The organism is Mesorhizobium sp. B2-5-13 (assembly GCF_006440535.1).
Lineage (GTDB): Bacteria > Pseudomonadota > Alphaproteobacteria > Rhizobiales > Rhizobiaceae > Mesorhizobium > Mesorhizobium salmacidum.
In genome coordinates, this window is sequence record NZ_VFUI01000006.1 from 23,588 (window position 1) to 49,841 (window position 26,254).

The following is a 26,254-nucleotide window of genomic DNA, read 5'->3' on the forward strand; positions in this document are numbered from 1 at the left end:
GTGGTTCCGTCAACCCTTCATGGCGTTCACGTCTTCGACCGCGATCGAGCCACGGTTGCGGAAGAAGACGACGAGAATGGCAAGTCCGATTGCGGCCTCAGCCGCCGCGACCGTCAGCACGAACAGCGCGAACACCTGGCCGACCAGATCGCCGAGCGCCGCCGAAAAGGCGACGAAGTTGATATTGACGGCGAGCAGGATCAATTCGATCGACATCAGGATGACGATGATGTTGCGGCGGTTGAGGAAGATGCCGAACACGCCGAGCGTGAACAGGATCGCCGATACGGCCAGATAATGTGCGATGCCGACGACCATCTCAGACTCCTTCGCCCGACTTGACCTTGCGGATTTCCATGCCGGTCGCCGGCGTGCGGCCGACCTGGGCTGCGATCGACTGCCGCTTGACTCCTTCCTTGTGGCGTAGCGTCAGGACGATGGCGCCGATCATGGCGACCAGCAGGATGAGGCCCGAAATCTGGAAGTAGTAGAGGTAGTCGGTATAGAGGATGTCGCCGAGCGCTGCCGTGTTCGAGCGCGCGGCGAGATCCGGAATGGGCTTTGCGACCGTCGAGGCGAGCTTCGGCGCGAAGGTGTAGCCGCCCAGCACGACGATCAGCTCCGCCGCCAGGATCAGCCCGACCATCGCACCGATCGGCGCGTATTGCAGGGCTCCTTCCTTCATCTCGGCGAAGTCGACGTCGAGCATCATGACGACGAACAGGAACAGCACCATGACGGCGCCGACATAGACGACAAGCAGGATCATCGCCAGGAACTCGGCGCCGGTCAGCATGAACAGGCCGGCCGCGTTGAAGAAGGTCAGGATCAGGAACAGCACCGAATGCACGGGGTTGCGCGACGAAATGACCATGAACGCCGACGCCACCGCGACAAAGGCGAAGAGGTAGAAAAAGGCCGCCTCTAGTCCACTCAGCATTGGGGATCCCCCGGGTTGTGTCCGGACACGACGCTTGCGCCTATCCGATTTTCTGCCGCCGCCTCCGGCTGGCAAGTTGCTTGTCCTTAGACGAGGCCCCTCGCCCCGTCCATGCGTCAAATGTCAGCGATACGGCGCATCCAGCGAGATGTTGCGCGCCAGTTCGCGCTCCCACCGGTCGCCATTCGCCAGCAGCCTGTCCTTGTCGTAGTAGAGTTCCTCGCGCGTCTCCGTCGCGAATTCGAAATTCGGCCCCTCGACGATGGCGTCGACCGGGCAGGCTTCCTGGCAGAAGCCGCAATAAATGCACTTCACCATGTCGATGTCGTAACGCACCGTGCGGCGCGTGCCGTCATTGCGGCGCGGGCCGGCCTCGATGGTGATCGCCTGCGCCGGGCAGATCGCCTCGCACAGCTTGCAGGCGATGCAGCGTTCCTCGCCGTTGGGATAGCGGCGCAGCGCATGCTCGCCCCGGAAGCGCGGGCTGATCGGCCCCTTTTCGTGCGGATAGTTGATCGTCTCCTTCGGCGCGAAGAACTGGCGCATCGACAGGAAGAAGGCGCTGACGAAATCCTGCAGCAGCAGCGATTTTGCGGCTTGAGACAAAGCGGACATCACGCAAACCCCGTGATCTTGAGGAAGGCCGCCGTGGCGACGACCATGAACAGCGAGATCGGCAGGAACACTTTCCAGCCCAGCCGCATCAGCTGGTCGTAGCGGTAGCGCGGCACGAAGGCCTTCACCATCGAGATGCCGAAGAAGACGAAGCAAACCTTCAGCACGAACCAGATCACGCCGGGCACCCAGGTGAAAGGCGCGAAGTCGAAGGGCGGCAGCCAGCCGCCGAGGAACAGGATGGTGGCCAGCGCGCACATCAGCACGATGGCGACATATTCACCGAGGAAGAACAGCAGGAACGGCGTCGACGAATATTCGACCATGTGGCCGGCGACCAGCTCCGATTCGGCTTCGACCAGATCGAAGGGCGGACGGTTCGTCTCGGCCAGCGCCGAAATGAAGAAGATGATGAACATCGGGAACAGCGCCAGCCAGTTCCAGTCGAGGAACGTGTTGGGCAGGCCAAGCCGCGTACCGAGCCCACCCTGCTGCGACAGCACGATATCGCTGAGGTTGAGCGAGCCGGCGGTGAGCAGCACGGTGACAATGACGAAGCCGATCGAGACTTCATAGGATACCATCTGGGCCGCCGACCGCAGCGCACCGAGGAACGGATATTTCGAGTTGGACGCCCAGCCGCCCATGATTACGCCATAGACCTCGAGCGACGAGATGGCGAAGACATAAAGGATGCCGACATTGACGTTGGCGATCGCCCAACCCTGGCTGACCGGAATGACCGCCCAGGCCGAGATCGCCAGCACGGCCGAGACCAGCGGCGCCAGCAGGAAGACGCCCTTATTGGCGCCTGACGGGATGACCGGTTCCTTGAAGACGAACTTCAACAAATCGGCGAAGGCCTGCAGCGTGCCCCAGGGGCCGACGACGTTCGGGCCACGGCGAAGCTGCACGGCCGCCCAGATCTTGCGGTCGGCGTAGAGGATGTAGGCGACGAAGATCAGCAGCACGACGATCAGCACGACTGACTTCAGCAGGATCAGCAGCGCCGGCAGCACGTAGAAGGAGAAGAAGGTGTCCATGCTTATTCCGCCGCCTGCTTGAAGCCGCTCTTGGCCAGTGCCGAGCATTCCGCCATCACGGCCGATGCCCGCGCGATCGGATTGGTCAGATAGAAATCCTTGACCGGCGAGGTGAAGGTGCCCTTGTTCAGCCGTCCGCCTAGCTTCGCGACCCTGGCGATGTCCTCGGCATTACCAGCCGCGACCTGGTCGATGCGGGCGAGATGCGGGTATTCGCCATAAAGCTTGGCACGCAGTTGCGGCAGCGAATCGAACGGCAGTTTCTTGCCCAGCACGTCGGACAGTGCCCTGAGGATCGCCCAGTCCTCGCGCGCATCCCCCGGTGCGAAGCCGGCGCGGTTGGTCTGCTGCACGCGCCCTTCCGTGTTGACATAGGTGGCCGACTTTTCGGTATAGGCCGCCGCCGGCAGGATGACATTGGCGCGGTGTGCGCCGGCGTCGCCATGCGTGCCGACATAGACGACGAAGGCGCCGCCGGTCTTGCTCATGTCGATCTCGTCGGCACCGAGCAGGAACAGCACGTCCGTCTCACCCAGCATGCCGGCAACGGCCTTGCCGCCCTCGCCCGGTACGAAGCCGAGGTCGAGGCCGCCGACGCGCGCGGCTGCAGTGTGCAGCACGGCGAAGCCGTTCCAGTCGGCGCGGGCAGCATTGACGGCAGCGGCGAGCCTGGCCGCCTGGCCGAGCACGGCCGCGCCATCGGCGCGCGCCAGGGCGCCCTGGCCGACGATGATCAGCGGGTGTGTCGCCTTCTTCAGCGTCTGGAAGAACTTGCCGTTGCCATCCGCCAGATCCTTCAGCGAATCCGGCCCGGCACCCAGCTGTTCGTAGCCATAGCGCGTGTCGCCGACTTCGCCGATGACGCCGACCGGCAGATTGCCGAGGCGCCAGCGCTTGCGGATGCGGGCATTGAGCACCGAAGCCTCGAAGCGCGGATTGGCGCCGATGATCAGCACCGCGTCCGCCTGCTCGATGCCTTCGATGGTCGGGTTGAAGATATAGCTGGCGCGTCCGAGCGCCGGATCGAGCGCGGCGCCATCCTGGCGGCAATCGATGTTCTTCGAACCGAGCGAAGCCATCAAAAGCTTCAGCGCAAAGATTTCCTCGACCGCCGCGAGATCGCCCGCGATCGCGCCGATCTTCTCAGGCGTCGTCTTCGAAACCGCGTCCTTGATCGATGCGAACGCTTCGGCCCAGCTCGCCGGAACCAGCTTGCCGTCCTTGCGCACATAGGGGCGGTCGAGGCGCTGCGTGCGCAGGCCGTCCCAGATGAAGCGGGTCTTGTCGGAAATCCATTCCTCGTTCACGGCCTCGTTGACGCGCGGCAGGATGCGCATCACTTCGCGCCCGCGGCTATCGACGCGGATCGCCGAGCCGACGGCATCCATGACGTCGATGGATTCGGTCTTGGTCAGCTCCCACGGCCGCGCCTGGAAGGCGAAAGGCTTCGAGGTCAGCGCGCCGACCGGGCAGAGATCGATGACATTGCCCTGCAGTTCCGAGGTCATTGCCTGCTCGAGATAGGTAGTGATCTCGGCATCCTCGCCACGGCCGATCAGGCCAAGTTCGGAAATGCCGGCTACCTCGGTGGTGAAGCGGACGCAACGCGTGCAGTGGATGCAGCGGTTCATCACCGTCTTGACCAGCGGGCCGATATACTTGTCTTCCACCGCGCGCTTGTTCTCGTGGTAGCGCGAGGAATCGACGCCGAAGGCCATCGCCTGGTCCTGCAGGTCGCACTCGCCGCCCTGGTCGCAGATCGGGCAATCCAGCGGGTGGTTGATCAGCAGGAATTCCATCACGCCTTCCCGGGCCTTCTTGACCATGGGCGTGTTGGTGAAGATTTCCGGCGGCTCGCCGTTCGGACCGGGGCGCAGGTCGCGCACGCCCATGGCGCAGGAGGCCTGCGGCTTGGGCGGCCCGCCCTTCACCTCGATCAGGCACATGCGGCAATTGCCGGCGATCGACAGCCGCTCGTGGAAGCAGAAGCGCGGCACTTCCGCGCCCGCGTCCTCGGCCGCCTGCAGCAGCGTGTAATGGTCGGGTACAGTGATTTCTTTCCCGTCGACCTTGAGCTTTGCCATTTGTCTCAAACCCCTGCGGATTTCCCGCAATCTCATTTCCCGGACGCGACAGAACCAGCGCCCGATATTCCGTTTACTTCTTGGCGGCCAGCGCCGCGGCCTGGGCAGTCCAGCCGTCGCGGCCGATACGGCCGTTGAACGACAGATAATCGTCGACCCAGGCGATCTCCTGCGGCGACCATGCCGCGATCTGGGCGAACGTCCAGATACCGAGACCGTTCAGCACTTTTTCCAGCTTCGGACCGATGCCCGATATCGCCTTGAGGTCGGACGGCTTCGCGGGCTTCGCCATGGCCTTGGGCTGACGGAAATCCTCGGGCAGCAGCACATCGGCGGCCTCGCTTGTTGCCGGAGCGGCGCTTGCGGTCGGCGCTATGATGGCGGTTTCCCTGGCTGCGATATCGGTGACTTCCTGGGCGAACGACTGCGCCTCGGCAATCATGGTCTTCGCCGTCGCCCGCGCCCTGGTGGATGACGAGTTCGCGTCCTCGAATTGCTCGACGCGTGCTTCGAAATCCTCGATCAGCGGCTGCATGAGGCGCTGTGACGCCTCGGCGGCTCCCGAAAGCGCGCCCATCCAGACGCCGAACGCATGATTGGCGAGCCCCATGCCAAGCGCCGACATCGCCACCGCACCCGCCACAGGGTGCGCGAAAAGGTTGACGGCGTTGGCCATCTCCTTCGGCAGCATCCTGGTCAGGTCTTGGTTCATCTTCTCGATCTGGTCCAAATTGGGCATCAATGGGTAGGGTGTCGAATACGGCGCCATAGAGTTCTCCTGGTCGATTCTTCGTTCGTCCCGCCCCGTTTTCTTCCCGAGTTCAAAAGTTTTTTTTATTCCGCCGCCACCATCACCGGTTCGGCCCGGTGCGCGTTGCGCGAAAATTCGTCGATACGCCGCTCCACCTCGCCGCGGAAATGCCGCATCAGGCCCTGGATCGGCCATGCCGCCGCATCGCCCAGCGCGCAGATCGTGTGGCCCTCGACCTGCTTGGTGACGTCGAGCAGCATGTCGATCTCGCGCTTCTGCGCCTCGCCGCGCACCAGCCGCTCCATCACCCGCCACATCCAGCCGGTACCCTCGCGGCACGGCGTGCACTGGCCGCAGCTTTCATGCTTGTAGAAGTAGGAAAGCCGCGCGATCGCCTTCACGACATCGGTCGACTTGTCCATGACGATGACGGCCGCCGTGCCGAGGCCGGATTTGAGATCGCGCAACGCGTCGAAATCCATCGGCGTGTCGATGATCTGCTCCGCCGGCACCAGCGGCACCGAGGCGCCGCCCGGAATGACCGCGAGCAGATTGTCCCAGCCGCCGCGGATGCCGCCGCAATGCGTCTCGATCAGTTCGCGGAACGGGATCGACATCGCTTCTTCGACGGTGCACGGATTGTTGACATGGCCGGAGACGCAGAACAGCTTGGTGCCGACATTGTTGGGCCGGCCGAACGACGAGAACCACGCAGCCCCGCGGCGCAGGATGGTCGGCGCCACCGCGATCGATTCGACATTGTTGACCGTCGTCGGGCAACCATAAAGGCCGACATTGGCCGGGAATGGCGGCTTCAGCCGGGGCTGGCCCTTCTTGCCTTCGAGGCTTTCCAGCAGCGCCGTTTCCTCGCCGCAGATATAGGCGCCGGCGCCGTGATGCATATAGATTTCGAAATCATAGCCCGACGTATTGTTCTTGCCGATCAGCTTGGCCTCGTAGGCCTCCTCGATCGCCCGCTGCAGCGCCTCGCGCTCGCGGATGAATTCGCCGCGTACATAGATGTAGGCGGCAATCGCGCCCATGGCGAAGCCGGCCAGGAACGCGCCTTCGACCAGCGTGTGCGGGTCGTTGCGCAGGATATCGCGGTCCTTGCAGGTGCCGGGCTCGGATTCGTCGGCATTGATGACGAGATAGCTCGGCCGGCCGTCGCTCTGCTTGGGCATGAACGACCATTTCAGGCCGGTCGGAAAGCCGGCGCCGCCGCGTCCGCGCAAGCCCGACGCCTTCATCTCGTTGACGATCCACTCACGCCCCTTGGCGACGATGCCGGGCGTGTTGTCCCAGGCGCCGCGCGCCATGGCACCCGCCAGCGACTTGTCGAAGAGGCCGTAGATATTGGTGAAGATGCGGTCTTTGTCCTGAAGCATTTTTTCGTCCCTCAGACCGGCTTCTTGCCGAAGACGCGGATGTATTCGGCGACGCCGCCCTTCGCGAGCGCCTTGGCTTGGCGGACCCAGTCGTCGCGGTCGATGCGGCCCTGGAAGGAGAGATAGCCGTCGACCCACTCTCGTTCGGCCTTCTTCCACGACGCGACCTGCGCGAAGGTGAAGATGCCCAGCGTGTGCAGGATACCCTCGATCTTCGGACCGACCCCGGAGATCAGCTTGAGATCGTCGACCGCGGCCGGCCTGTCGATACCGGCCGGACGGTTCTTGTCCTCCAGCGATGGTTTTGCCGGCTTTGCGACTGGCACCTTGGCTTCCGGCGCCTTGAAGGCCGATGCCGGTTCGGCCCTGACCGTCGGTCCACTGCGCTGCTTGGAGACCTTCTCCACTTCCGGCGCCGCCTTGTTGGCATTGGCGGCCGAATGCAGCGGCGCAGAAACGCTCGCCGCCTTCTCCGTCGCCGGCGCCACCTTGGCCTTTGAAGGCGTCTTCAACACCGGGCTGGTCTCAGGCGCGTCGGTCTTCGGCTTGCTGGCATTGGACGGCGCGACAGGGGCACCAGCCGCCGGTGGCGGCACCGGCGCCGCGATGATCGCGCCGGGTGCTGCCTTGGCAGCCTTAGCTGCTTCCCGGGCCTCCCGATCGCGGGTCGACTTGAGGATAGCCTTTTCGCTCTTGAGCGTCGTCAAACCGGAGGCCGGCTCCGAGCCTGTACGGCCATTCTGCGGTCCGGGCGCCACCGAGGCCCCCTTGCCGGCATCGTAGAGATCGATGATTTCGGCCAGCCGTTCCGGCGTCAGATCCTCGAACGTGTCCTTGAACACCATGACCATCGGCGCGTTGACGCAGGCGCCGAGACACTCCACCTCCTCCCACGACAAGGTGCCCTTGTCGTTGGTATGGAACTGCTCGTGATGGATTTTCGAACGGCACACATCCATCAGCGCTTCCGAGCCGCGCAGCATGCACGGCGTGGTGCCGCAAACCTGGATGTGCGCGCGTGTGCCGACGGGATTCAACTGATACTGCGTGTAGAAGGTCGCGACCTCGAGCCCGCGAATACGGGGCATGTCGAGCATGTCGGAGATGGTCTCGATCGCCGCCTTGGTGACCCAGCCTTCCTGCTCCTGCGCCAGCATCAAAAGCGGAATGATCGCCGACTGCTCGCGGCCCTTGGGGTATTTCTTGATCCATTGCTTGGCAGCCGCCGCGTTCGCCCGGTTGAAGGCGAAGGAGGCTGGCTGGACGCTGGCTTCTGCGAGACGGCGGACTGACATTTAGCGATCGACCTCACCAAACACGATGTCGAGGGAGCCAAGAACGGCGGTGACGTCGGCCAGCAGGTGGCCGCGGCAGAGGAAATCCATGGCTTGCAGATGCGCGAAACCAGGTGCGCGCAGCTTGCAGCGGTAGGGCTTGTTGGTGCCGTCGGAGACCAGATAGACGCCGAACTCCCCCTTCGGCGCCTCGACCGCCGCATAGACCTCGCCGGCCGGCACGCGATAGCCTTCGGTGTAGAGCTTGAAGTGATGGATGAGCGCTTCCATCGAACGCTTCATCGCGGCGCGCTTGGGCGGCACCACCTTGCCGTCGAGGTTCGACACCGGACCGGTGCTCTCCTTGCCGAGCAGCAGGTCGACGCATTGGCGCATGATCCGCGCCGACTGGCGCATTTCTTCCATGCGCAGGAGATAACGGTCGAAGCAGTCGCCGTTCTTGCCGATCGGGATGTCGAAATCCATTTCCGAATAGCATTCATAGGGCTGCGACTTGCGCAGGTCCCAAGGCGAACCCGAGCCGCGCACCATGACGCCCGAAAAGCCCCAAGCCCAGGCGTCGGCCAGCGAAACGATGCCGATATCGACATTACGCTGCTTGAAGATGCGGTTGCCGGTGAGCAGCTTGTCGAGGTCATCGAGCGATTTCAGGAACGGGTCGATCCATTTGCCGATGTCCTCGACCAGTTGGCGCGGCAGGTCCTGGTGGACGCCGCCGGGACGGAAATAGGCCGCATGCATGCGCGAGCCGGAGGCCCGCTCATAAAACACCATCAGCTTTTCGCGCTCGACGAAACCCCACAGCGGCGGCGTCAGCGCGCCGACGTCCATCGCCTGCGTCGTCACATTGAGGATGTGCGACATGATGCGGCCGATTTCGCAATAGAGCACGCGGATCAGTTGGCCGCGCCTCGGCACCTCGATGCCGAGCAGGCGCTCGGCGGCGAGCGCGAAGGCATGCTCCTGGTTCATCGGGGCGCAATAGTCGAGCCGGTCGAGATAAGGCACCGCCTGCAGATAGGTCTTGGCCTCGATCAGCTTTTCCGTACCACGATGCAGCAGGCCGATATGCGGATCGACGCGATCGACGACTTCGCCGTCGAGTTCGAGGACCAACCTCAAAACGCCATGCGCCGCAGGGTGTTGAGGGCCGAAATTGATGTTGAAATTGCGGACGGAGGTTTCGGCCATTTACTGCTTTGCCTTCTCATCCCCGGGCAGCACATAGTCGGTGCCTTCCCAAGGGGAAAGAAAATCGAAATTGCGGAATTCCTGCTTCAGTTCCACAGGCTCATAGATCACGCGCTTGGCCTCGTCGTCGTAGCGCACTTCGACGAAACCGGTCAGCGGGAAATCCTTGCGCAGCGGATGGCCTTCGAACCCGTAATCGGTCAGCAGGCGGCGCAGGTCCGGGTGGCCCGAGAACAGCACGCCATAGAGATCGTAGGTCTCGCGCTCGAACCAGTCGGCGCCTGGATAAACGCCGGTGATCGACGGCACCATCGTCTCTTCGTCGGCCTGCACCTTGACCCGGATGCGGACATTCTGTTTCGGCGACAGCAGATGGTAGACGACGTCGAAGCGCTTGGCCCGCGACGGATAGTCGGCGCCGCAGACATCGATGATCGAGATGAACTGGCAGCGCGCATCGTCGCGCAGGAAGGTCATCACTTCGACCAGGTCGCGCGGCTCGACATTGATGGAGAGCTCGCCATAGGCGAGCACCGCGTCATTGACGCGGCCGATCAGCTTCTCGCCGAGATAGGTCGACAGTTCGGTAAGGGATGCGGCCATGGATTTACCGTTCGATCGTGCCGGTGCGGCGGATTTTCTTCTGCAGCAGAAGAATGCCGTAGAGCAGGGCTTCGGCGCTCGGCGGGCAGCCGGGCACATAGATGTCGACCGGCACGACCCGGTCGCAGCCACGCACCACCGAATAGGAATAGTGGTAGTAGCCGCCGCCATTGGCGCAGGAGCCCATCGAGATGACGTAGCGAGGCTCCGGCATCTGGTCGTAGACCTTGCGCAGCGCCGGCGCCATCTTGTTGGTCAGCGTGCCAGCCACGATCATGATGTCGGACTGGCGCGGAGACGCGCGCGGCGCGACACCGAAGCGCTCCGAATCGTAGCGCGGCATCGAGGTGTGGATCATTTCGACCGCGCAGCACGCCAGACCGAAGGTCATGAACATCAGCGAACCGCTGCGCGCCCAGGTGATCAGCGCCTCGGTCGAGGTGACCAGAAAACCCTTGTCGGCAAGCTCGTTGTTGATTTCGAGGAAGAAGGGATCGTCCTCCCCCACCGGCTTGCCGGTGTTGGGATCAATGATACCCTTGGGCTTCGGCGCGACGAGGGTGCCTGAACTGTCGTTCAATCCCATTCCAGCGCTCCTTTTTTCCATTCATAGGCAAAGCCGATGGTCAGCACTGCCAAAAACACCATCATTGACCAGAAACCGAGCATGCCAATCTTCGAGAAGGACACCGCCCAGGGGAAGAGGAAGGCTACTTCCAGGTCGAAGATGATGAACAGGATCGACACCAGATAGAAGCGGATGTCGAATTTCATGCGGGCATCGTCGAACGAGTTGAATCCGCATTCATAGGCGGACAGCTTCTCGGGGTCCGGGTTGCGGTAGGCTACCAGGAAGGGCGCAGCCAGCAGCGCCAGACCGACCACCAGCGCCACGCCGATAAACAGGACGATGGGCAGGTACGAACTGAGGAGTGCGTTCATGCAGCGGCTTTCCGTTGGCGCCAATCCACGTTGATTACAGCACCGGACCTTAATGCGGAAGCGTGACAGTTTAACCGCTGAACCGTTTTAAGGAGCCTATGCTGCAACGCGGCGAGGGTTAGCGCAGCACTTCCAGTGAAGCAAGTCAAACCTTGTTCAAAACACCGAGCTGGACGGCAATCCGGGAGAAACTGGTCCCATACGCTCCTGTTTGATTTCCTTCGCCATTTACTCCACTTTTCTCTCCTGACAGGGTTGCCGCCAAAACCCTGCTAGCATGGGCTGGAATCACGCCTCGCAACGACGCCAGACAGGTCCATCAGGGACGCATCCGCATGAAGGAAAAGATCTCGCTTGCCGCCGCCCGGCGCATCGCGCTCGCCGCTCAAGGGTTTCTCGATCCCCGCCCCGCCGGTACGCCCGACCGCCGCCACTTCGCCCGCGTTCTGTCCCGCACCGGCCTGCTGCAGATCGATTCCGTCAGTGCGGTGGTTCGTGCCCATTACATGCCGCTCTATTCGCGTCTTGGCCCCTATCCCCTCGCTTTGCTCGACAACGCCGCCGTGACCCGCAAGCGCACGGTCTTCGAATACTGGGCGCATGAGGCCTCGTTCCTGCCGGTCGAGACCTACCCGCTGATGCGCTGGCGCATGCAGCGCGCCGAGCAAGGCGATGAAATGTATCTGGGGCTGGCCAAATGGGGCCGCGAGCACGCCGCCTACATAGAAGAGATCTACCGCGAGGTCGTCCAGCGCGGCCCGGTCGCCGCTTCCGCGCTGGAGGGCCAGAAAGGCTCCGGCGGCTGGTGGGGCTGGAGCCACGCCAAGCATGCCTTCGAATGGCTGTTCTGGGCCGGGCGCATCACCACGGCGCACCGGCGCGGCTTCGAGCGCCTCTACGACGTGCCGGAGCGCGTGCTGCCGCAGGCGATTCTCGACCTGCCAGTACCGGCCGCCGAGGACGCGCATCGTGAATTGCTGCGCATCTCCGCCCGCGCCCACGGCATCGCGACATCAGGCGACCTGCGCGACTATTTTCGACTCTCCCCCGCCGACATGAAAGGCCGGCTGGAGGAACTGGTCGAACTCGGCGAGTTGCTGCCGGTCCGCGTCGAGGGCTGGGACAAGCCGGCTTACCTCTATAGGGACGCGCGATTGCCACGCAAGATCGAGGCCCGCGCCCTGCTGGCGCCGTTCGATCCCGTTGTCTTCGAGCGCTCGCGCTCAGAGCGGCTGTTCAGTTTTCACTACCGGATCGAGATCTACACGCCGGCCGACAAGCGCCAATACGGCTATTATGTCCTGCCCTTCCTGCTCGGCGACAGGATCGTGGCGCGCGTCGACCTCAAGGCAGACCGGCCGGCAAGTGTCCTGCGTGCCCATGCTGCTTACGCCGAGCCCGGCGCACCGCCCGATACCGCCGCTCAGCTCTTCGAGGAATTGAAGCAGATGCAGGGCTGGCTTGGCCTCGAACGCATCGAAGTGACGCCTGCCGGCGACCTGGGCCCGGCGCTGTCCGACATCGCGGTGTCGTAAGCTCGCGTTGACACCGCTGCCCGCAAGAGCCTAAATCGGATCCAGACGGTCTCCTCTCGGCAAAGGGAGGAGCCAAGAGGGAATGCGGTGCGGGATTGAAAATCCCAAATCCGCGGCTGTCCCCGCAACTGTGAGCGAAGAGCCAAGGCCGAAAGCCACTGGGATTGTCCCGGGAAGGCGGCTACCCAAGGCGATGACCCGCGAGCCAGGAGACCTGCCGTCTGGAATGCAAGTATCCGATCGCCCGGCGGGTTTTCCGGGCAAGGAGCCTGATTTGGATCGCGACAGCAGTTTTTCGGCTGAAACAATGGACATTTCGTCCGGCGAGGATGATTCCCTGGCCGGCATCACTGTCATCGTCTGCGCCTCCTGTCGCGACGAGAGCGGCTCCGACGCCCGTCCCCGGGCCGGCGAACTTTTGGCCGAAGATACGCGCCAAGCCGCCTCGGGCGACAACATCCGCATCCGCACCGTCGAATGCCTCGGCAATTGCAAACGTCGACTGAGCGCCGCGATCCTGCGTGACGGCTGCTGGAGCTATGTATTCGGCGATCTGACCACGACTAGCGGCGCCGATCTCGTCACTGGCGCGAAACTCTTCGCCACCTCCAGCGACGGCCTCATTCCCTGGCGGGGCCGGCCCGATAGCCTCAAGCGCGGCCTCGTGGCCCGCATCCCTCCCCTCGACATGCTGAAAGACTTGATATGACCGCATCCGTTTCCCGCGTTCCCTGCACCGTCGTCACCGGCTTCCTCGGCGCCGGCAAGACGACCCTGGTCCGCCATCTCCTGGAAAACGCCGGCGGCAAGCGTATCGCGATCATTGTCAACGAATTTGGTGACATCGGCATCGACGGCGAAATCCTGAAAGGCTGTAGCATCGACACCTGCCCAGAGGAAAACATCGTCGAGTTGGCCAATGGCTGCATCTGCTGCACCGTCGCCGACGATTTCGTGCCGGCGCTCGACCAGATCCTGTCGCTGACGCCGAAGGTCGACCATATCCTGATCGAAACCTCGGGCCTCGCTTTGCCCAAGCCGCTGGTCCAGGCTTTCCAGTGGCCGACAGTGAAGAGCCGGGTGACCGTCGACGGCGTCATCGCCGTGGTCGACGGTCCCGCACTTGCCGAAGGCCGCGTCGCCAACGACATGGACGCCCTGCAGGCGCAGCGCGCCGGGGATGAAAGCCTCGACCATGATGATCCTGTCGAGGAGGTGTTCGAGGATCAGATCGCCTGCGCCGATCTGATCATCCTGTCGAAGAGCGACCTGATGGACGCCGAGGGCTCAGCCCGCGCCCATGCCATCATTGGCGAACACTCCGCCCGCGCAGTGAAGATCGTGCCGACGTCTTATGGCAAGGTCGATCCCTCCGTACTGCTCGGGCTCGGTCTCGCCGTCGAGGACGACATCGAGAACCGAAAATCCCATCATGACGGCGCGTTCGACCACGAGCATGACGACTTCGACACGTTCATCGTCGACATCCCCTCGATCGCCAATCCCGACGAACTGGCAAAACGCGTCGCCGCCGCCGCCGAACAGGAAAACGTGCTGCGGGTGAAAGGCTTCGTCGAGGTCGGTGGCAAGCCGATGCGGCTCCTGCTGCAGGCCGTCGGCCCGCGCGTCAATCATTACTACGACCGGGCCTGGACCGCCGGGGACGACCGCCGCTCGCGCCTCGTCGTCATCGGCCTCAAGGGGCTGAACCGTCCGGCGATCGAACGTATCCTCGCCGGCTGATTTCAGGCACGGGCCGCGATGCACATCCTCACCACGACCTCCGCCTCGCTCGACGACCTCGCCGAGCCTGTCGATCTCCGGCAGGCGCCGGCGGATATCGTGGCCTTATCCTTCACCGACAGCGATCTCGCCGGACTGGCGGCGGCATGGAAGGCCGACGCCGATCGCCTGCCGTCGATGCGGCTCGCCGCACTGCGCGACCTGCGCCATCCCATGTCCGTCGATCTCTGGATCGACAGCGTCGCCCGCCATGCCAAGGTCATCATGGTGCGCATCCTCGGCGGCTACGACTGGTGGCGCTATGGCTGCGACCAGCTCGCGGCAATCGCCCGCGAGCGCGACATAAGACTGGCGCTGCTTCCGGGTGAAAGCCATGACGAGGATCTCAGGCTGATCGAAGCCTCGACGCTGCCGCGCGCCGAACTCGACGGCCTGCTCGGCTATTTCCGCGAGGGCGGCCCGGCCAATATGAGCGCCCTGGTGCACAGGCTGGCAGGCCTGGCTGGACAAGATATGCCCGTCGCCAGTCCGGTCAGCGTGCCGAAAGCTGGTTATTATCAATCTGGATTGGGGGTCGCAGAACAGCCGGACCTTTCAAATGCCAGCACTCCCATCATCCCGATTCTCTTCTACCGATCGATGCTGCTTGCAGCCGATGTCGCCCCGATCGATGCGCTGGCCGAGGCTTTACACTCCCAGGGACTGGCACCGGTCCCGATCTTCGTTTCCAGTCTCAAGGATCCGGTGTCCCTGGCGTTCGTCGAAAATACCATCGCATCGCTGAAACCCGCCGCCATCATCACCGCGACCGCTTTCGCTTCTGGCGCCGAGCCCGGCGTGGAAACCCTGTTCGACCGCGCCGGCGTGCCTGTCTTCCAGGCCATCGTCGCCACCACGCGCCGCGACGTGTGGGAAAACAATCAGCGCGGACTGGCGCCCGCCGACCTTGCCATGCATGTCGTGCTGCCCGAACTCGACGGCCGCATCCTTGCCGGTGCCATCTCTTTCAAGGGCGAGAGCGATGTCGACCCGGCGCTGGGCCACCGCGCCTTGGCCAACCGGCCGGAACTGGATCGTGTTGAGCAAGTGGCTAGCCGCGTAGCGGCCTTCATCCGTTTGCAGCAGACCCCGCGCGCCGAACGCAAGCTTGCGATCCTCATTCCCGATTATCCCAGTGCTCCCGGCCGCACCGGCTATGCGGTCGGACTGGATGTGCCGTCCAGCGTGATCGCCATGCTGCGGGACTTGAGCGAACAGGGCTATGCCGTTGACGCGATACCGCAAACGCCGCGTGAATTGCTGGATTTGCTGGAGCGCGGCGACGGTGGGCTGAGGCTGGACGACTATCACTCCTTTTCGACAGAGTTGCTGGCAACGGCAATTGCTGCGGTAGAGGCTGCTTGGGGCAGAGCGGATGATGAGACAGGCCTTCGCGAGGCGCGAAGACCTTCGCTATCAGGCAAAAAACACTTCGCCTTCCGCGCCGCGCATTTCGGCAACATCACCGTCGCACTCGCCCCTGACCGTGGCCGTTCCGCGGACCGCCGCGCCGACTACCACGATCCGACGCTGCCTCCGCGCCACGCTTTGATCGCGTTCGGCCTGTGGCTGCGCGAATCGCTCGGCGTCCACGCTCTCATCCATGTCGGTGCCCACGGCACCCTGGAATGGCTGCCCGGCAAGACCGTCGCGCTTTCGCAAGCCTGCTTCCCCGAGATCGTCACCGGCTCCCTGCCCGTCATCTATCCCTTCATCGTCTCCAACCCCGGCGAAGCGGCACAGGCCAAACGGCGCATTGCCGCGGTCACGCTTGGTCATCTGCCGCCGCCGCTGACAGGCGCCGGACTGGACGAGGACCAGCACAAGCTCGAACGGCTGGTCGACGAATATGCCCAGGCCGACGGCCTCGACCGCCGTCGTCGTGACCGGCTGGCGAAACTGATCGTCGAAACCGCGCAAAAGACCGGCCTCGCCTCCGAGGCCGGCGTCGCCAAAACCGATGCGCCCGACGAAGCGCTGCGCCGCATCGACGCCTGGCTCTGCGATCTCAAGGATTTTGCCATCAAGGACGGGCTGCATATCTATGGTCGCGCCCCAGACGACGAGCCCGATCCCATGCGCCGGCAAAGCGCGGAAGCCGAGAAGGCCGCGCTGCTCGCCGCGCTGGATGGCCGTCACGTCAAGGCGGGCCCGGCCGGCGCGCCCGCGCGCGGGCGCTCCGATGTCTTGCCCACCGGCCGCAACCTGTTCACATCGGACCCCCGCACCATGCCGACCCCGACCGCCTATCATCTCGGCAAGGCGGCGGCGGAAGAAGTGGTGCGCGCCTACATGCAATCGCATGGCGATTGGCCGCGCTCCCTGGTGACAGACCTCTGGGGCTCGGCCTCGCTGCGCACCGGCGGCGAGGAGATCGCGCAGGGCCTTGCGTTGATGGGCTGCCGGCCGCAATGGGATACCGCGACCGGCCGCATCACCGGCATCGAGGTGTTGCCGCCGGCGACGCTCGGCCGCCCGCGCGTCGACGTCACCTGGCGCATATCAGGCCTGTTCCGCGACATGTTCCCGACCCAGATCGCACTGATCGACGCCGCCGCCAACGCCGTTGCAGCGCGCGATGAGGACGAATCAGAAAACCCGCTCGCCGCCAGGACCCGCGCCGACGGCAAGGTCAGCCCGCGCATCTTCGGCACCTCGCCCGGCACTTACGGCGCCGGCGTCGAAGAGATTTTGTCCAGCGGCGACTGGGCGGCGCGCGAAGAAATCGGCCGCGCCTATCTCGACGCCACCTCGCATGCCTATGGCGGCGCCGGCGGCGAAGGGGTCTCGGCACCCGGAGCGTTTGAAGGCCGCATCGCCGAAGCCGATCTTCTGGTCCACACCGGCGACGACCCCGGCCGCGACATTCTCGAAGGTTCCGCCGACGTCGCCTTCATCGGCGGCTTTTCGGCCGCCTTGGCCACACTCGGCAGGAACGCCGACGTCATCGTGCTCGACACCACGGACCCGCAGAAGCCGAAACCGCGATCGGTTGGCGAAGCGGTGTCGCGCGTGGTGCGTGCCCGTGCCGTCAACGCCCGCTTCATATCAGGGCAGATGCGCCACGGTCCGCGCGGCGCCTCCGAATTCGCCGAGACGGTCGACCGGCTGGTCGGCTTCGCCGAGGCCACCCATGCCATTTCAGGCGCGTTGATCGAGGCCGTGCATGATGCCTATCTCGGTGACGCCGAGGTTCGCGCCTTCATCCTGCGCGAAAATCCCGCCGCCGCCAAAGTCATCGCCGAGCGCTTCCTGTCGGCACGCCGGCGCGGCCTCTGGCATCCCTTGCGCAATTCCATCGACGACGATCTCGCCGCGCTGATTGCCGAGGCCAACGCGCTCGGGGTCGCGGCATGAACGCCTTCTCGCGCCGTGGCGCCTGCCCTGCTTTGTCGGCGCCGATGCAGACAGGCGACGGCCTGCTGGTGCGGCTCAACCCGGTCTCCGGAGGCCTATCGCCGAGGCTCTTGATCGAGCTGGCCGAAGCCGCCTTGCGGCACGGCAACGGCATCATGGAAGTAACGGCGCGCGGCAGCATGCAGATACGCGGCCTGACAATGGAAAGCGCTGCGTTGCTGGCAGCGGAGGTCGATGCGCTGGGCATCGCGGTGCGCACCGGCGTCCCGGTCGAGACCGGCCCGCTGGCCGGCATTGACCCGCGGGAGATCGCCGATCCGAGGCCGATGGCTGAGCGCATTCGGATGGGCATTGAAGAAGCCGGGCTGGCAATAAGGTTGGGGCCGAAGGTTGCGGTGGTCGTCGACGGCGGTGGGCAACTGACGCTGGATGCGGTGACGGCGGATGTGCGGCTCGCTGCAACGCGGACCGATGTGGGGATCCAGTGGCGGGTGTCCGTCGCGGGTGATGGGCAGACCGCCAAGCCACTCGCTGTGGCGGATGAGGATGCGGCGCGCGACATTGCTGTCGCGGCGTTGCGGATGGTTGCCGAGAAAGGCCGCGAGGCGCACACGCGGGATTTGTCGAGGCGGCAATTGGAGTCTCTTGCAGGCTGGCACTCTACGGCGCCCCCCTCTGTCCTGCCGGAGGGGGGTGCCGTAGAGCGCTTTCATTCGCCCATTCGCTATTTCAGCCTGGGTAAAGGCCACGCCCTCGGCATCGGCCTAGCCTACGGCAGCATGCCGGCGGACAAAATCATCGGCCTCGCGCAAAAAGCTCTCGCCCTCGGCGCAACCGAAATCCGCCTCGTCCCAGGCCGCGCCCTGCTGTTCCTCGGCCAACCGGCGGACGCCAAACAATCCCTTCATGACACCGCCGCCACCCTTGGCTTCGTCACCTCCCCCGCCGACCCGCGCACGCGCATCGCGGCCTGCCCGGGCACGCCGGCCTGCGCGTCCGGCCGGATCGCGACCCGCGACATCGCCGAGGCGATTGCCGCCGAGAACGCGGACATCCTCGACTTTACCCTGCACGTTTCCGGCTGCGCCAAGGGCTGCGCACATCCCGGCCCAGCGGCACTAACAATTGTCGGCGGTGAAAATGGAGCCGGACTTGTCGTGAACGCGACGGCAAAGGGCCTTCCTGCCGGCTACAGGCCGGGCTATGACGCCGCGCGCGGCATCAGCCGCGTCGCGGCGATGATCCGCAGCGCACGATTTCAAGGCGAAACCGCCGCCGCTTGCCTGACAAGGCTAGGACCGGCCGGCATCGCTGAGACCTACAAACAGGAATGAGCATGGCCGCCTACGACTATATCCACGACGGCACCGCGATTTACGAGCGCTCCTTCGCCATTATTCGCGCCGAGGCTGATCTGTCGCGCTTCTCCGAAGCCGAGGCCGATGTCGCCATCCGCATGATCCATGCCTGCGGCCAGGTCGAGGCAGTAAGTCGTTTCGTTTTCTCCCCCGATTTCGTCGCCGCCGCCCGCACCGCTCTGGCCGCCGGCGCGCCGATCTTCTGCGACGCGGAAATGGTATCGCATGGCGTCACTCGTGCCCGGCTGCCGGCCGGCAATGAGGTGATCTGCACCTTGCGCGACCCGCGCACGCACGACATCGCCAGGGAGATCGGCAACACCCGCTCGGCCGCCGCGATCGACCTTTGGGGCGAGCGTATGGCCGGTTCGGTCGTCGCCATCGGCAATGCGCCGACCGCACTCTTCTACCTGCTGGAAAAGCTGCGCGATGGCGCGCCCAAGCCGGCCGCCATTATCGGCATGCCGGTCGGCTTTGTCGGTGCTGCCGAATCCAAGGATGCCCTGGCCGAAAATTCCTATGGCGTACCGTACGCCACCGTGCGCGGCAGGCTTGGCGGCAGCGCGATGACCGCCGCAGCGCTCAATTCACTTGCGAGGCCGGGCCTGTGAACGCGCTCCCCAAAGGCCGTCTCGTCGGCGTCGGCACCGGTCCCGGCGACCCCGAATTGCTGACGCTGAAGGCCGCACGGACCTTGGCCGAGGCCGATGTCGTGGCTTATTTCGCCAAACGCGGCAACAACAGCAATGCGCGCGCCATCGTCGAGGCGCGCTTCCGGCCCGACATGCTGGAACTGCCGCTGCTCTATCCCGTGACCACCGAGATCGACAAGGATCACGACGATTACCGCTCGCAGATATCAGGTTTCTACGAGGAGTCGGCCGACAGGGTCGCCGAGCACCTCGACGCCGGCAAGATGGTTGCCGTGCTCTCCGAAGGCGACCCGCTGTTCTACGGCTCCTACATGCACCTGCATGTGCGCCTTGCACATCGCTACCCGACCGAGGTCATTCCCGGCATCACCGCCATGTCCGGCTGCTGGTCGCAGACCGGCGTGCCGATCGTCCAGGGCGACGACGTGCTGACCGTGCTGCCTGGCACGATGAGCGAATTCGACCTGACGCGCCGCCTCGCCGACACCGACGCTGCCGTCATCATGAAGGTCGGCCGCAACCTGCCCAAGATCAAGCGCGCGCTGGAGGCGACCGGCAAACTGACGCGTGCCGTCTACGTCGAGCGCGGCACCATGGCCGGCAGCGTCTCGATGAAGCTTGCCGACAAACCGGACGACAAGGCGCCCTATTTCGCCATCGTGCTGGTTGCTGGCTGGTCCGGTCGACCCGGCGTGGCTGGAGCGCAGGCATGAGCGGCCGTCTCACCGTCATCGGCCTCGGGCCCGGCAATGCCGACCAGGTCACGCCGGAAGCCAGCCGCGCTATCGCGGAGGCAAAATTCTTCTATGGCTACAAGCCCTATCTCGACCGGCTCGACCTGCGCCCGGACCAGACCCGCGTCGCTTCCGACAACCGTGAGGAACTCGCCCGCTCCAAGGAGGCCCTGACCAAGGCAGCCGAGGGCCACGACGTCGCCGTGGTATCCGGTGGCGATCCCGGCGTCTTCGCCATGGCCGCGGCGGTCTGTGAGGCGATCGAGGCCGGTCCGGCCGAATGGCGTGCGGTCGACGTCATCATCGTGCCTGGCGTCACCGCCATGCTGGCGGTCGCCGCCCGCATCGGCGCGCCGCTCGGCCACGACTTCTGCGCCATTTCGCTATCCGACAATCTGAAGCCTTGGGATCTAATCGAGCTGCGTCTGCTGGCGGCGGCCGGCGCCGGCTTCGTCATCGCGCTCTACAACCCGATCAGCAAGGCGCGTCCCTGGCAACTTGGCCGCGCCTTCGAATGCCTGACCGCCATCCTGCCCGGCACGACGCCGGTGATCTTCGGCCGCGCCGCCGGCCGCCCGGACGAGCGCATCGAGGTCTATCTGCTGGCCGATGTCGACGCAGAAAAGGCCGACATGGCGACCTGTATCATCATCGGCTCGCCGGAGACCCGGATCATCAAGCGCGGCGACAAGCCGGCGCTGGTCTACACGCCGCGCTCGGCATCGGGCTCCACAAAATGAGGCACCATCGCGGCCAGCGCTTCTACGGTTTCAGCCGAAGGCACGTCCGGCAGATCGGGCCTGCGCACCATGACCACCTCGAGGCCGAGCGTTCGCGCCGCGGCAATCTTCCCGTGTGTCGCCGCGCCACCGCTGTTCTTCGATACCACGACATCGATCCGATGCTCTTCGAGCAGCACGCGCTCGTCGGTCTCGCCAAACGGTCCGCGCGCCAACAGGTACGCGGCATCGGCAACCGCCAGCTTCGGCTCGACCGGATCGACGCTGCGGATGAGATAATGGTGCTGGGGCGCTGCCTCGAAGGCGGCGACCTCCTGGCGGCCCAGCGCCAGAAACACACGGCGCGGTACATCGCCAAGCGCCCGCGCGGCCTCGGCAACGCTGTTGACCTCAAGCCAGCGGTCGCCTTGGCCGGCCTCCCACCCCGGGCGCCGCAGGGCGAGGATCGGCACGCCGGTCTTGCGCGCGGCCATCGCTGCATTGGCGGAGATTCGCGCCGCGTAGGGGTGCGTGGCGTCGATCAGCAGACCAGTGCCTGTCTCGCTGAGATAAGCAGCCAGACCATCGACGCCGCCGAATCCTCCGCTTCGCACGGGCACACCCTGCGCGACCGGGCTTTGCGTGCGGCCGGCCAAGGAAAGCGTGACCGAGCAATCGGCGCGCGCCGCCAGTTCTCCGGCCAGTTGCCGGGCTCCGGTGGTACCGCCAAGGATCAGAATGCGGTGGGTCATCATGCCTGCTAAGGGTCCGAGCGGCGCCAAGCTCAACTCGAGATGGCTCACCATCGTCGGCATCGGCGAGGACGGTTTAGCGGGTCTCGGCGACGAGGCCAAGCGGCGGATCGCCGAGGCGGAGTTCATCTTCGGTGGCAAGCGGCACCTGGCGCTCGTCGCTTCCTTCGCCAGGGGCAAGCAGCGACCCTGGCCGGTTCCGTTCGATGCCGGAATGGCCGAGGTCTTGGCGCTTGCCGGCGGAAACGTCTGCGTGCTCGCCTCCGGCGACCCGTTCTTCCACGGGGTCGGCGCCACCCTCGCCCGCAAGGTCAACCCGCGCGAGATGTATGTCATCCCAGCGCCGTCAGCCATTTCGCTGGCAGCCGCCCGTCTTGGCTGGGCGCTGCAGGACATCGAGATCATCTCACTGCACAGCCACCCGATCGACCTGATTCGCCCGCTGCTGCAGCCCAACGCACGCATCCTGGCGCTGACGTCGGATGGCGATGCACCTGCTGCAATTGGGCGCCTGCTTACCGAACTAGACTTCGGCACTTCGCGGTTGACGGTCTTGGAAGCGTTAGGCGGGCCGAAGGAGACGTTGCGTTCGGTTCGTGCCGACGCCTTCAACCTCGAAAACATCAATCCACTCAACGTGCTGGCCATCGAAATTGATTCGAACCCGCAAGCGCGCGTGCTGCCGCTCACATCAGGCCTTGCCGATCATCTGTTCGAGCATGACGGCCAGATCACCAAACGCGAAATCCGCGCCGTAACCCTGTCGGCGCTGGCGCCGAGGCGCGGCGAATTGCTGTGGGATGTCGGCGCCGGTTCAGGCTCGATTGGCATCGAATGGATGCTCGCCCACCCTTCGATGCGCGCCATCGCCATCGAGGCCGATCCGGCCCGCGCCGCCCGCATCGGCCACAACGCCGTTGCCTGCGGCGTTCCCGGCCTCGTCATTGTGGAAGGCAGCGCGCCCAGGGCCCTGGCCAGACTGGAGACACCTGATGCCATCTTCATCGGTGGCGGCGGCAGCGACGCCGGCGTCTTGACCGCCGCCACCAAGGCCTTGCGCGCCGGCGGCCGACTTGTCGCCAACGCGGTGACGCTGGAAATGGAAGCCCTGCTTCTCGCCCAGCACACAAAGCGCGGCGGCGATCTCACCCGCATTGGCATCTCCCGCGCTTCGCCGGTCGGCTCCATGCAGGCATGGCGGCCGGCCATGCCTGTCACGCAATGGAGCTGGGTGAAGCCATGATGGTCGCGGGCATCGGCAGCCGAAAGGGCGTCACCGTCGAGGACGTGCTCGCGGCGATAGAAACCGCGCTCGAAGCGCATGGCCTGGCGATGTCGGCTCTTTCGGCACTGGCTACCGCGGCGCTCAAGAAGGACGAAGACGCGATCGCTGCCGCTGGTCGCAAGCTGAACCTTCCCGTCGTCATCGTCGATAACGCAGCCCTTCAGGCCGCCTCGCCGCGGACGCTCAGCAACTCCAGCCTCTCGCGGGACCTGGCCGGCACCCCATCGGTCTCGGAAGCCTCCGCCCTTGCCGTCGCCGGCAAAGGCGCCAGCCTGCTTGGTCCGCGCACCGTGCTCGGCGCGGTCACCTGCGCCATCGCCATCAGCGGAGACGCGCCATGACCGTCCATTTCATCGGCGCCGGTCCCGGTGCGGCCGACCTCATCACGCTGCGTGGCGCAAGGCTCCTGGCGAGTTGCCCGGTCTGCCTCCATGCCGGGTCGATTGTCGCGCCGGAATTGCTGCAGCATTGCGCGCCGGGAACAAAATTGATCGACACCGCGCCGATGTCGCTGGATGAGATCGAGGCTGAATATGTGGCGGCCCACAAGGCCGGCCATGACGTTGCCCGTCTGCACTCAGGCGACCTGTCGGTGTGGAGCGCGGTGGCCGAGCAGATCCGCCGGCTGGAAAAGCATGGCATCCCCTACACGATGACCCCGGGCGTCCCGTCCTTCGCCGCCGCCGCCGCAGCACTTCGCCGCGAGCTGACCATTCCCGAAGTCGCGCAAAGCCTGGTGCTGACCCGCGTTTCCGGACGTGCGTCGAAAATGCCGCCCGGCGAAACGCTGGCCGGCTTCGGCCGCACCGGCGCCACCCTGGCCATTCACCTTGCCATCCACGCCATCGACCGCGTCGTCGCCGAACTGACGCCGCATTATGGCGGCGATTGCCCGGTCGCGATCGTCTTCCGGGCCTCCTGGCCGGATGAGCGGGTGCTGACCGGCACGTTGGAGACCATCGAGGCGCTGCTGGCCGCCGATCCGATGGAGCGTACGGCGCTCATCTTCGTCGGCCGCTCGCTGGCGGCGGAAGGCTTTGGCGAGAGTTCATTATACGACGCCCATTATCAGCGGCGTTTTCGCGGACGGGACGGATTGTGAGCGGCAGCACCAGAAACAAAGGCGAAAATGCCACGCTCGAACAAGCGCTCGCGCGCCTGAACTTCAAGCCTCGTCCGCTTGAGCCGGGCCATGTCTGGCTGGCCGGCGCCGGTCCCGGCGATCCCGGCTGCCTGACCCTGGAAGTGCTGGCGGCGCTGGCCGAAGCGGATGCGCTGGTCTACGACGCGCTGGTTTCGCCTGATATCGTCGCTGTTGCCGCAAGTGCCGAGCTTTTCTTTGCCGGCAAGCGCGGCGGCCAGCCCTCGATGAAGCAGGACGACATCACCGCCCTGCTGGTACGGCTGGCGCGTGAAGGTCGCCGCGTCGTCAGACTGAAGGGCGGCGATCCCTATATTTTCGGCCGTGGCGGCGAAGAGGCGCTGGCGCTGGCGCGCGAAAACATCCCGTTCCGTGTGCTGCCGGGCCTGACATCGGGCCTCAGCGCGCTGGCGGCCACGGGCATCCCGGCCACCATGCGCGGCATAAACAAGGCTGTCATCCTGGCGACGGGGCATGCCGCCGGCACCGATGACGACATCGACTGGGCGGCGATCGCCCGCACCGGCCAGCCTGTGGTCGTCTATATGGGCATGGCCAATCTAACACTGATAGCAGCCGCCTTGCTCGACGGCGGACTGGCGCCGTCGACGCCGGCGGCCGTGATTGTCGCCGCGACGACACCGCAGGAGCGAACCGTCGTGGCCACGCTCGCCACCATTGCCGAGGAAGCGGCGGCTGCCGGGCTCGCCTCACCGGCACTGATCGTCGTCGGCGGCATCGTCGCGATGCGCGCGGCACTGGCAGCGCAAGCATGACGGCGCGCGCGATCATCATCGGCGCGCCGCGCTCCGGCTCGGGCAAGACCAGCGTCACCATCGGCATTCTGCGCGCGCTCACCCGGCGCGGCCTGAAGGTGCGCGGCGCCAAATCCGGCCCGGACTATATCGACCCCGGCTTCCACACCGCCGCCACCGGCCTGTCCGGCGTCAACCTCGACAGCTGGGCGATGTCACCGTCGCTGCTCAATGCGCTCGCGGCACAGGCAGCCGACGATACCGACTTCGTCATCCTCGAAAGCGCCATGGGCCTGTTCGACGGTATTCCGGCCTCGCCGGGGCGCACCGGTTCGGCCGCCGATCTTGCCCGGCTTTACGGCCTGCCGGTGCTGCTGGTGCTCGACGTGTCGGGCCAGTCGACCACGGCGGCGGCCGTCGCCAAGGGTTTTGCCATTTACGATCCGGATGTGCGCATGGCGGGTGTCGTGCTCAACCGGCTGGGCAGCGAGCGTCACCGGCGGCTGTCCGGCGACGCCATCGAGGCGATCGGCCTGCCCGTCGTCGGCGCCATCTTGCGCGATCCCACGTTGAACCTGCCCGAACGCCATCTCGGCCTCGTCCAGGCCGGCGAATATGACGATCTGATGGCGCATCTCGACCGGCTCGCCGACATGGCGGAGAAGTCGCTCGATCTCGACGCGATCATGGCGCTGGCAACACCCCTGGCCCCGGAAGTTGGCGACTTCACCGGCGCGCTGCGGCCGCCCGGCCAGCGCATCGCACTGGCCGAGGATGCCGCCTTCAGCTTCCTCTACCCGCATGTTGCCGCCTGTTGGCGCAAGGCAGGAGCGGAAATTGTCCCGTTCTCACCGCTCGCCGACGAAGCGCCGGACGAGGATTGCGATGTCTGCTGGCTGCCCGGCGGCTATCCAGAGCTTCACACCGGCAAGCTGGCCGCCGCCACGAATTTCCATGTGGGAATGGCGCGTTTCGCCGAGAAGAGGCCGATCCATGGTGAGTGCGGTGGCTTCATGGTGCTTGGTGAAGCGCTGGAGGATGCCGGCGGCGAAACGCATCGCATGCTCGGCCTGCTCGGCCATTCCACCAGCTTCGCCAGGCGCAAGATGAATCTCGGCTACCGTGAGGCACGGCTGCGCGCCGACTCTCCGCTGGGGCCGCAAGGCGCACTGATCCGAGGTCACGAATTCCACTATGCGCAGATGACGGCCACCGGCAATGATGAGCCGCTGGCCGACCTCGCCGACGGCCAGCGCAATCCGCTCGGCGCTTCCGGCTACCGGCGTGGCCATGTCAGTGGCACCTTCTTCCACGCCATTGCACGGGCCTAG

Annotated in this window: 26 protein-coding genes and 1 riboswitch; of the genes, 13 read left to right on the top strand and 13 right to left on the bottom strand. The window is 65.2% G+C overall.

What is annotated here, in order from left to right; all coding sequences use genetic code 11:
- Nucleotides 1-9: 9 nt before the first annotated feature.
- From nuoK to FJ434_RS12280, 12 genes are all read right to left on the bottom strand, one after another.
- Nucleotides 10-318: an NADH-quinone oxidoreductase subunit NuoK gene (nuoK, locus tag FJ434_RS12225; protein WP_027145288.1), complete on the bottom strand. Its 309-nt coding sequence runs from the start codon at nucleotides 316-318 to the stop codon at nucleotides 10-12.
- Nucleotide 319: 1 nt separating this feature from the next.
- Nucleotides 320-940, bottom strand: coding sequence for an NADH-quinone oxidoreductase subunit J (locus FJ434_RS12230; protein ID WP_027145289.1), 621 nt, complete (start codon nucleotides 938-940; stop codon nucleotides 320-322).
- Between the two features lie 123 nt (nucleotides 941-1,063).
- Nucleotides 1,064-1,555, bottom strand: coding sequence for an NADH-quinone oxidoreductase subunit NuoI (nuoI, locus tag FJ434_RS12235; RefSeq protein ID WP_027025978.1), 492 nt, complete (start codon nucleotides 1,553-1,555; stop codon nucleotides 1,064-1,066).
- On the bottom strand, nucleotides 1,555-2,598 hold the full coding sequence (nuoH, locus tag FJ434_RS12240; RefSeq protein ID WP_023763315.1) for an NADH-quinone oxidoreductase subunit NuoH: 1,044 nt from the start codon (nucleotides 2,596-2,598) through the stop codon (nucleotides 1,555-1,557). Before nuoH ends, nuoI begins: the two co-directional genes overlap by 1 nt.
- Nucleotides 2,599-2,600: 2 nt before the next feature.
- Nucleotides 2,601-4,682 carry an NADH-quinone oxidoreductase subunit NuoG gene (nuoG, locus tag FJ434_RS12245; RefSeq protein ID WP_140716009.1) on the bottom strand — a complete coding sequence of 694 codons (2,082 nt, stop codon included), beginning with the start codon at nucleotides 4,680-4,682 and terminating at the stop codon, nucleotides 2,601-2,603.
- 73 nt (nucleotides 4,683-4,755) lie between these two features.
- Nucleotides 4,756-5,451: an NADH-ubiquinone dehydrogenase gene (locus tag FJ434_RS12250; RefSeq protein WP_140747243.1), complete on the bottom strand. Its 696-nt coding sequence runs from the start codon at nucleotides 5,449-5,451 to the stop codon at nucleotides 4,756-4,758.
- 65 nt (nucleotides 5,452-5,516) lie between these two features.
- Nucleotides 5,517-6,821, bottom strand: a complete 1,305-nt coding sequence (gene nuoF, locus FJ434_RS12255; protein WP_015317342.1) for an NADH-quinone oxidoreductase subunit NuoF — start codon at nucleotides 6,819-6,821, stop codon at nucleotides 5,517-5,519.
- Nucleotides 6,822-6,832: 11 nt separating this feature from the next.
- Nucleotides 6,833-8,116, bottom strand: a complete 1,284-nt coding sequence (locus FJ434_RS12260) for an NADH-quinone oxidoreductase subunit E (protein ID WP_140502563.1) — start codon at nucleotides 8,114-8,116, stop codon at nucleotides 6,833-6,835.
- The gene (locus tag FJ434_RS12265; RefSeq protein ID WP_027145294.1) at nucleotides 8,117-9,307 is read right to left on the bottom strand and encodes an NADH-quinone oxidoreductase subunit D; all 1,191 of its coding nucleotides are present in this window, start codon (nucleotides 9,305-9,307) and stop codon (nucleotides 8,117-8,119) included.
- On the bottom strand, nucleotides 9,308-9,910 hold the full coding sequence (locus FJ434_RS12270) for an NADH-quinone oxidoreductase subunit C (RefSeq protein ID WP_140502561.1): 603 nt from the start codon (nucleotides 9,908-9,910) through the stop codon (nucleotides 9,308-9,310).
- Nucleotides 9,911-9,914: 4 nt separating this feature from the next.
- Entirely contained in the window at nucleotides 9,915-10,496 is a 582-nt protein-coding gene (locus FJ434_RS12275; RefSeq protein ID WP_027145296.1) for an NADH-quinone oxidoreductase subunit B, read from the bottom strand.
- The gene (locus FJ434_RS12280) at nucleotides 10,487-10,852 is read right to left on the bottom strand and encodes an NADH-quinone oxidoreductase subunit A (protein WP_010910112.1); all 366 of its coding nucleotides are present in this window, start codon (nucleotides 10,850-10,852) and stop codon (nucleotides 10,487-10,489) included. The genes FJ434_RS12275 and FJ434_RS12280 overlap by 10 nt, the downstream gene beginning before the upstream one ends.
- A gap of 335 nt (nucleotides 10,853-11,187) precedes the next feature.
- On the opposite strand from FJ434_RS12280, the gene FJ434_RS12285 reads away from it, so the two are divergent.
- The 8 genes from FJ434_RS12285 to FJ434_RS12320 all read left to right on the top strand — a co-directional run bounded on the left by FJ434_RS12285 (nucleotide 11,188) and on the right by FJ434_RS12320 (nucleotide 21,011).
- Entirely contained in the window at nucleotides 11,188-12,387 is a 1,200-nt protein-coding gene (locus tag FJ434_RS12285) for a winged helix-turn-helix domain-containing protein (RefSeq protein WP_140747246.1), read from the top strand.
- 29 nt (nucleotides 12,388-12,416) lie between these two features.
- Nucleotides 12,417-12,624: riboswitch (cobalamin riboswitch) on the top strand.
- Between the two features lie 37 nt (nucleotides 12,625-12,661).
- Nucleotides 12,662-13,096 carry a DUF1636 family protein gene (locus FJ434_RS12290; RefSeq protein ID WP_140502558.1) on the top strand — a complete coding sequence of 145 codons (435 nt, stop codon included), beginning with the start codon at nucleotides 12,662-12,664 and terminating at the stop codon, nucleotides 13,094-13,096.
- Nucleotides 13,093-14,130, top strand: coding sequence for a cobalamin biosynthesis protein CobW (gene cobW / locus FJ434_RS12295; RefSeq protein ID WP_140747249.1), 1,038 nt, complete (start codon nucleotides 13,093-13,095; stop codon nucleotides 14,128-14,130). Before FJ434_RS12290 ends, cobW begins: the two co-directional genes overlap by 4 nt.
- Before the next feature lie 18 nt (nucleotides 14,131-14,148).
- Nucleotides 14,149-17,526, top strand: coding sequence for a cobaltochelatase subunit CobN (cobN, locus tag FJ434_RS12300; RefSeq protein WP_140747253.1), 3,378 nt, complete (start codon nucleotides 14,149-14,151; stop codon nucleotides 17,524-17,526).
- A complete protein-coding gene (cobG, locus tag FJ434_RS12305) occupies nucleotides 17,523-18,860 on the top strand; it encodes a precorrin-3B synthase (protein WP_140747256.1) in 1,338 nt (445 codons plus the stop codon). The genes cobN and cobG overlap by 4 nt, the downstream gene beginning before the upstream one ends.
- Before the next feature lie 2 nt (nucleotides 18,861-18,862).
- Complete coding sequence (locus FJ434_RS12310) at nucleotides 18,863-19,495, top strand: precorrin-8X methylmutase (protein ID WP_140747259.1); 633 nt, start codon at nucleotides 18,863-18,865, stop codon at nucleotides 19,493-19,495.
- A complete protein-coding gene (locus FJ434_RS12315; RefSeq protein WP_140747262.1) occupies nucleotides 19,492-20,250 on the top strand; it encodes a precorrin-2 C(20)-methyltransferase in 759 nt (252 codons plus the stop codon). Before FJ434_RS12310 ends, FJ434_RS12315 begins: the two co-directional genes overlap by 4 nt.
- The gene (locus FJ434_RS12320; protein WP_140747266.1) at nucleotides 20,247-21,011 is read left to right on the top strand and encodes a precorrin-3B C(17)-methyltransferase; all 765 of its coding nucleotides are present in this window, start codon (nucleotides 20,247-20,249) and stop codon (nucleotides 21,009-21,011) included. Before FJ434_RS12315 ends, FJ434_RS12320 begins: the two co-directional genes overlap by 4 nt.
- Here FJ434_RS12320 and FJ434_RS12325 read toward each other — a convergent pair.
- The gene (locus FJ434_RS12325; protein WP_140747269.1) at nucleotides 20,975-21,742 is read right to left on the bottom strand and encodes a cobalt-precorrin-6A reductase; all 768 of its coding nucleotides are present in this window, start codon (nucleotides 21,740-21,742) and stop codon (nucleotides 20,975-20,977) included. The two genes, FJ434_RS12320 and FJ434_RS12325, sit on opposite strands and share 37 nt — an antisense overlap.
- Before the next feature lies 1 nt (nucleotide 21,743).
- Here FJ434_RS12325 and cbiE point away from each other — a divergent pair, with 1 nt between their 5' ends.
- From cbiE to FJ434_RS12350, 5 genes are read left to right on the top strand one after another with little or no spacing between them, the layout of a single operon-like run.
- Nucleotides 21,744-22,985 (top strand): precorrin-6y C5,15-methyltransferase (decarboxylating) subunit CbiE, encoded by a 1,242-nt coding sequence (gene cbiE, locus FJ434_RS12330; protein WP_140747272.1) that lies wholly within the window; start codon nucleotides 21,744-21,746, stop codon nucleotides 22,983-22,985.
- Complete coding sequence (locus tag FJ434_RS12335) at nucleotides 22,982-23,368, top strand: cobalamin biosynthesis protein (RefSeq protein ID WP_140747275.1); 387 nt, start codon at nucleotides 22,982-22,984, stop codon at nucleotides 23,366-23,368. Before cbiE ends, FJ434_RS12335 begins: the two co-directional genes overlap by 4 nt.
- Nucleotides 23,365-24,129 carry a precorrin-4 C(11)-methyltransferase gene (cobM, locus tag FJ434_RS12340; protein ID WP_140747278.1) on the top strand — a complete coding sequence of 255 codons (765 nt, stop codon included), beginning with the start codon at nucleotides 23,365-23,367 and terminating at the stop codon, nucleotides 24,127-24,129. Before FJ434_RS12335 ends, cobM begins: the two co-directional genes overlap by 4 nt.
- Nucleotides 24,126-24,944 carry a uroporphyrinogen-III C-methyltransferase gene (gene cobA, locus FJ434_RS12345; protein ID WP_140747281.1) on the top strand — a complete coding sequence of 273 codons (819 nt, stop codon included), beginning with the start codon at nucleotides 24,126-24,128 and terminating at the stop codon, nucleotides 24,942-24,944. Before cobM ends, cobA begins: the two co-directional genes overlap by 4 nt.
- The gene (locus FJ434_RS12350) at nucleotides 24,941-26,254 is read left to right on the top strand and encodes a cobyrinate a,c-diamide synthase (RefSeq protein WP_140747285.1); all 1,314 of its coding nucleotides are present in this window, start codon (nucleotides 24,941-24,943) and stop codon (nucleotides 26,252-26,254) included. The genes cobA and FJ434_RS12350 overlap by 4 nt, the downstream gene beginning before the upstream one ends.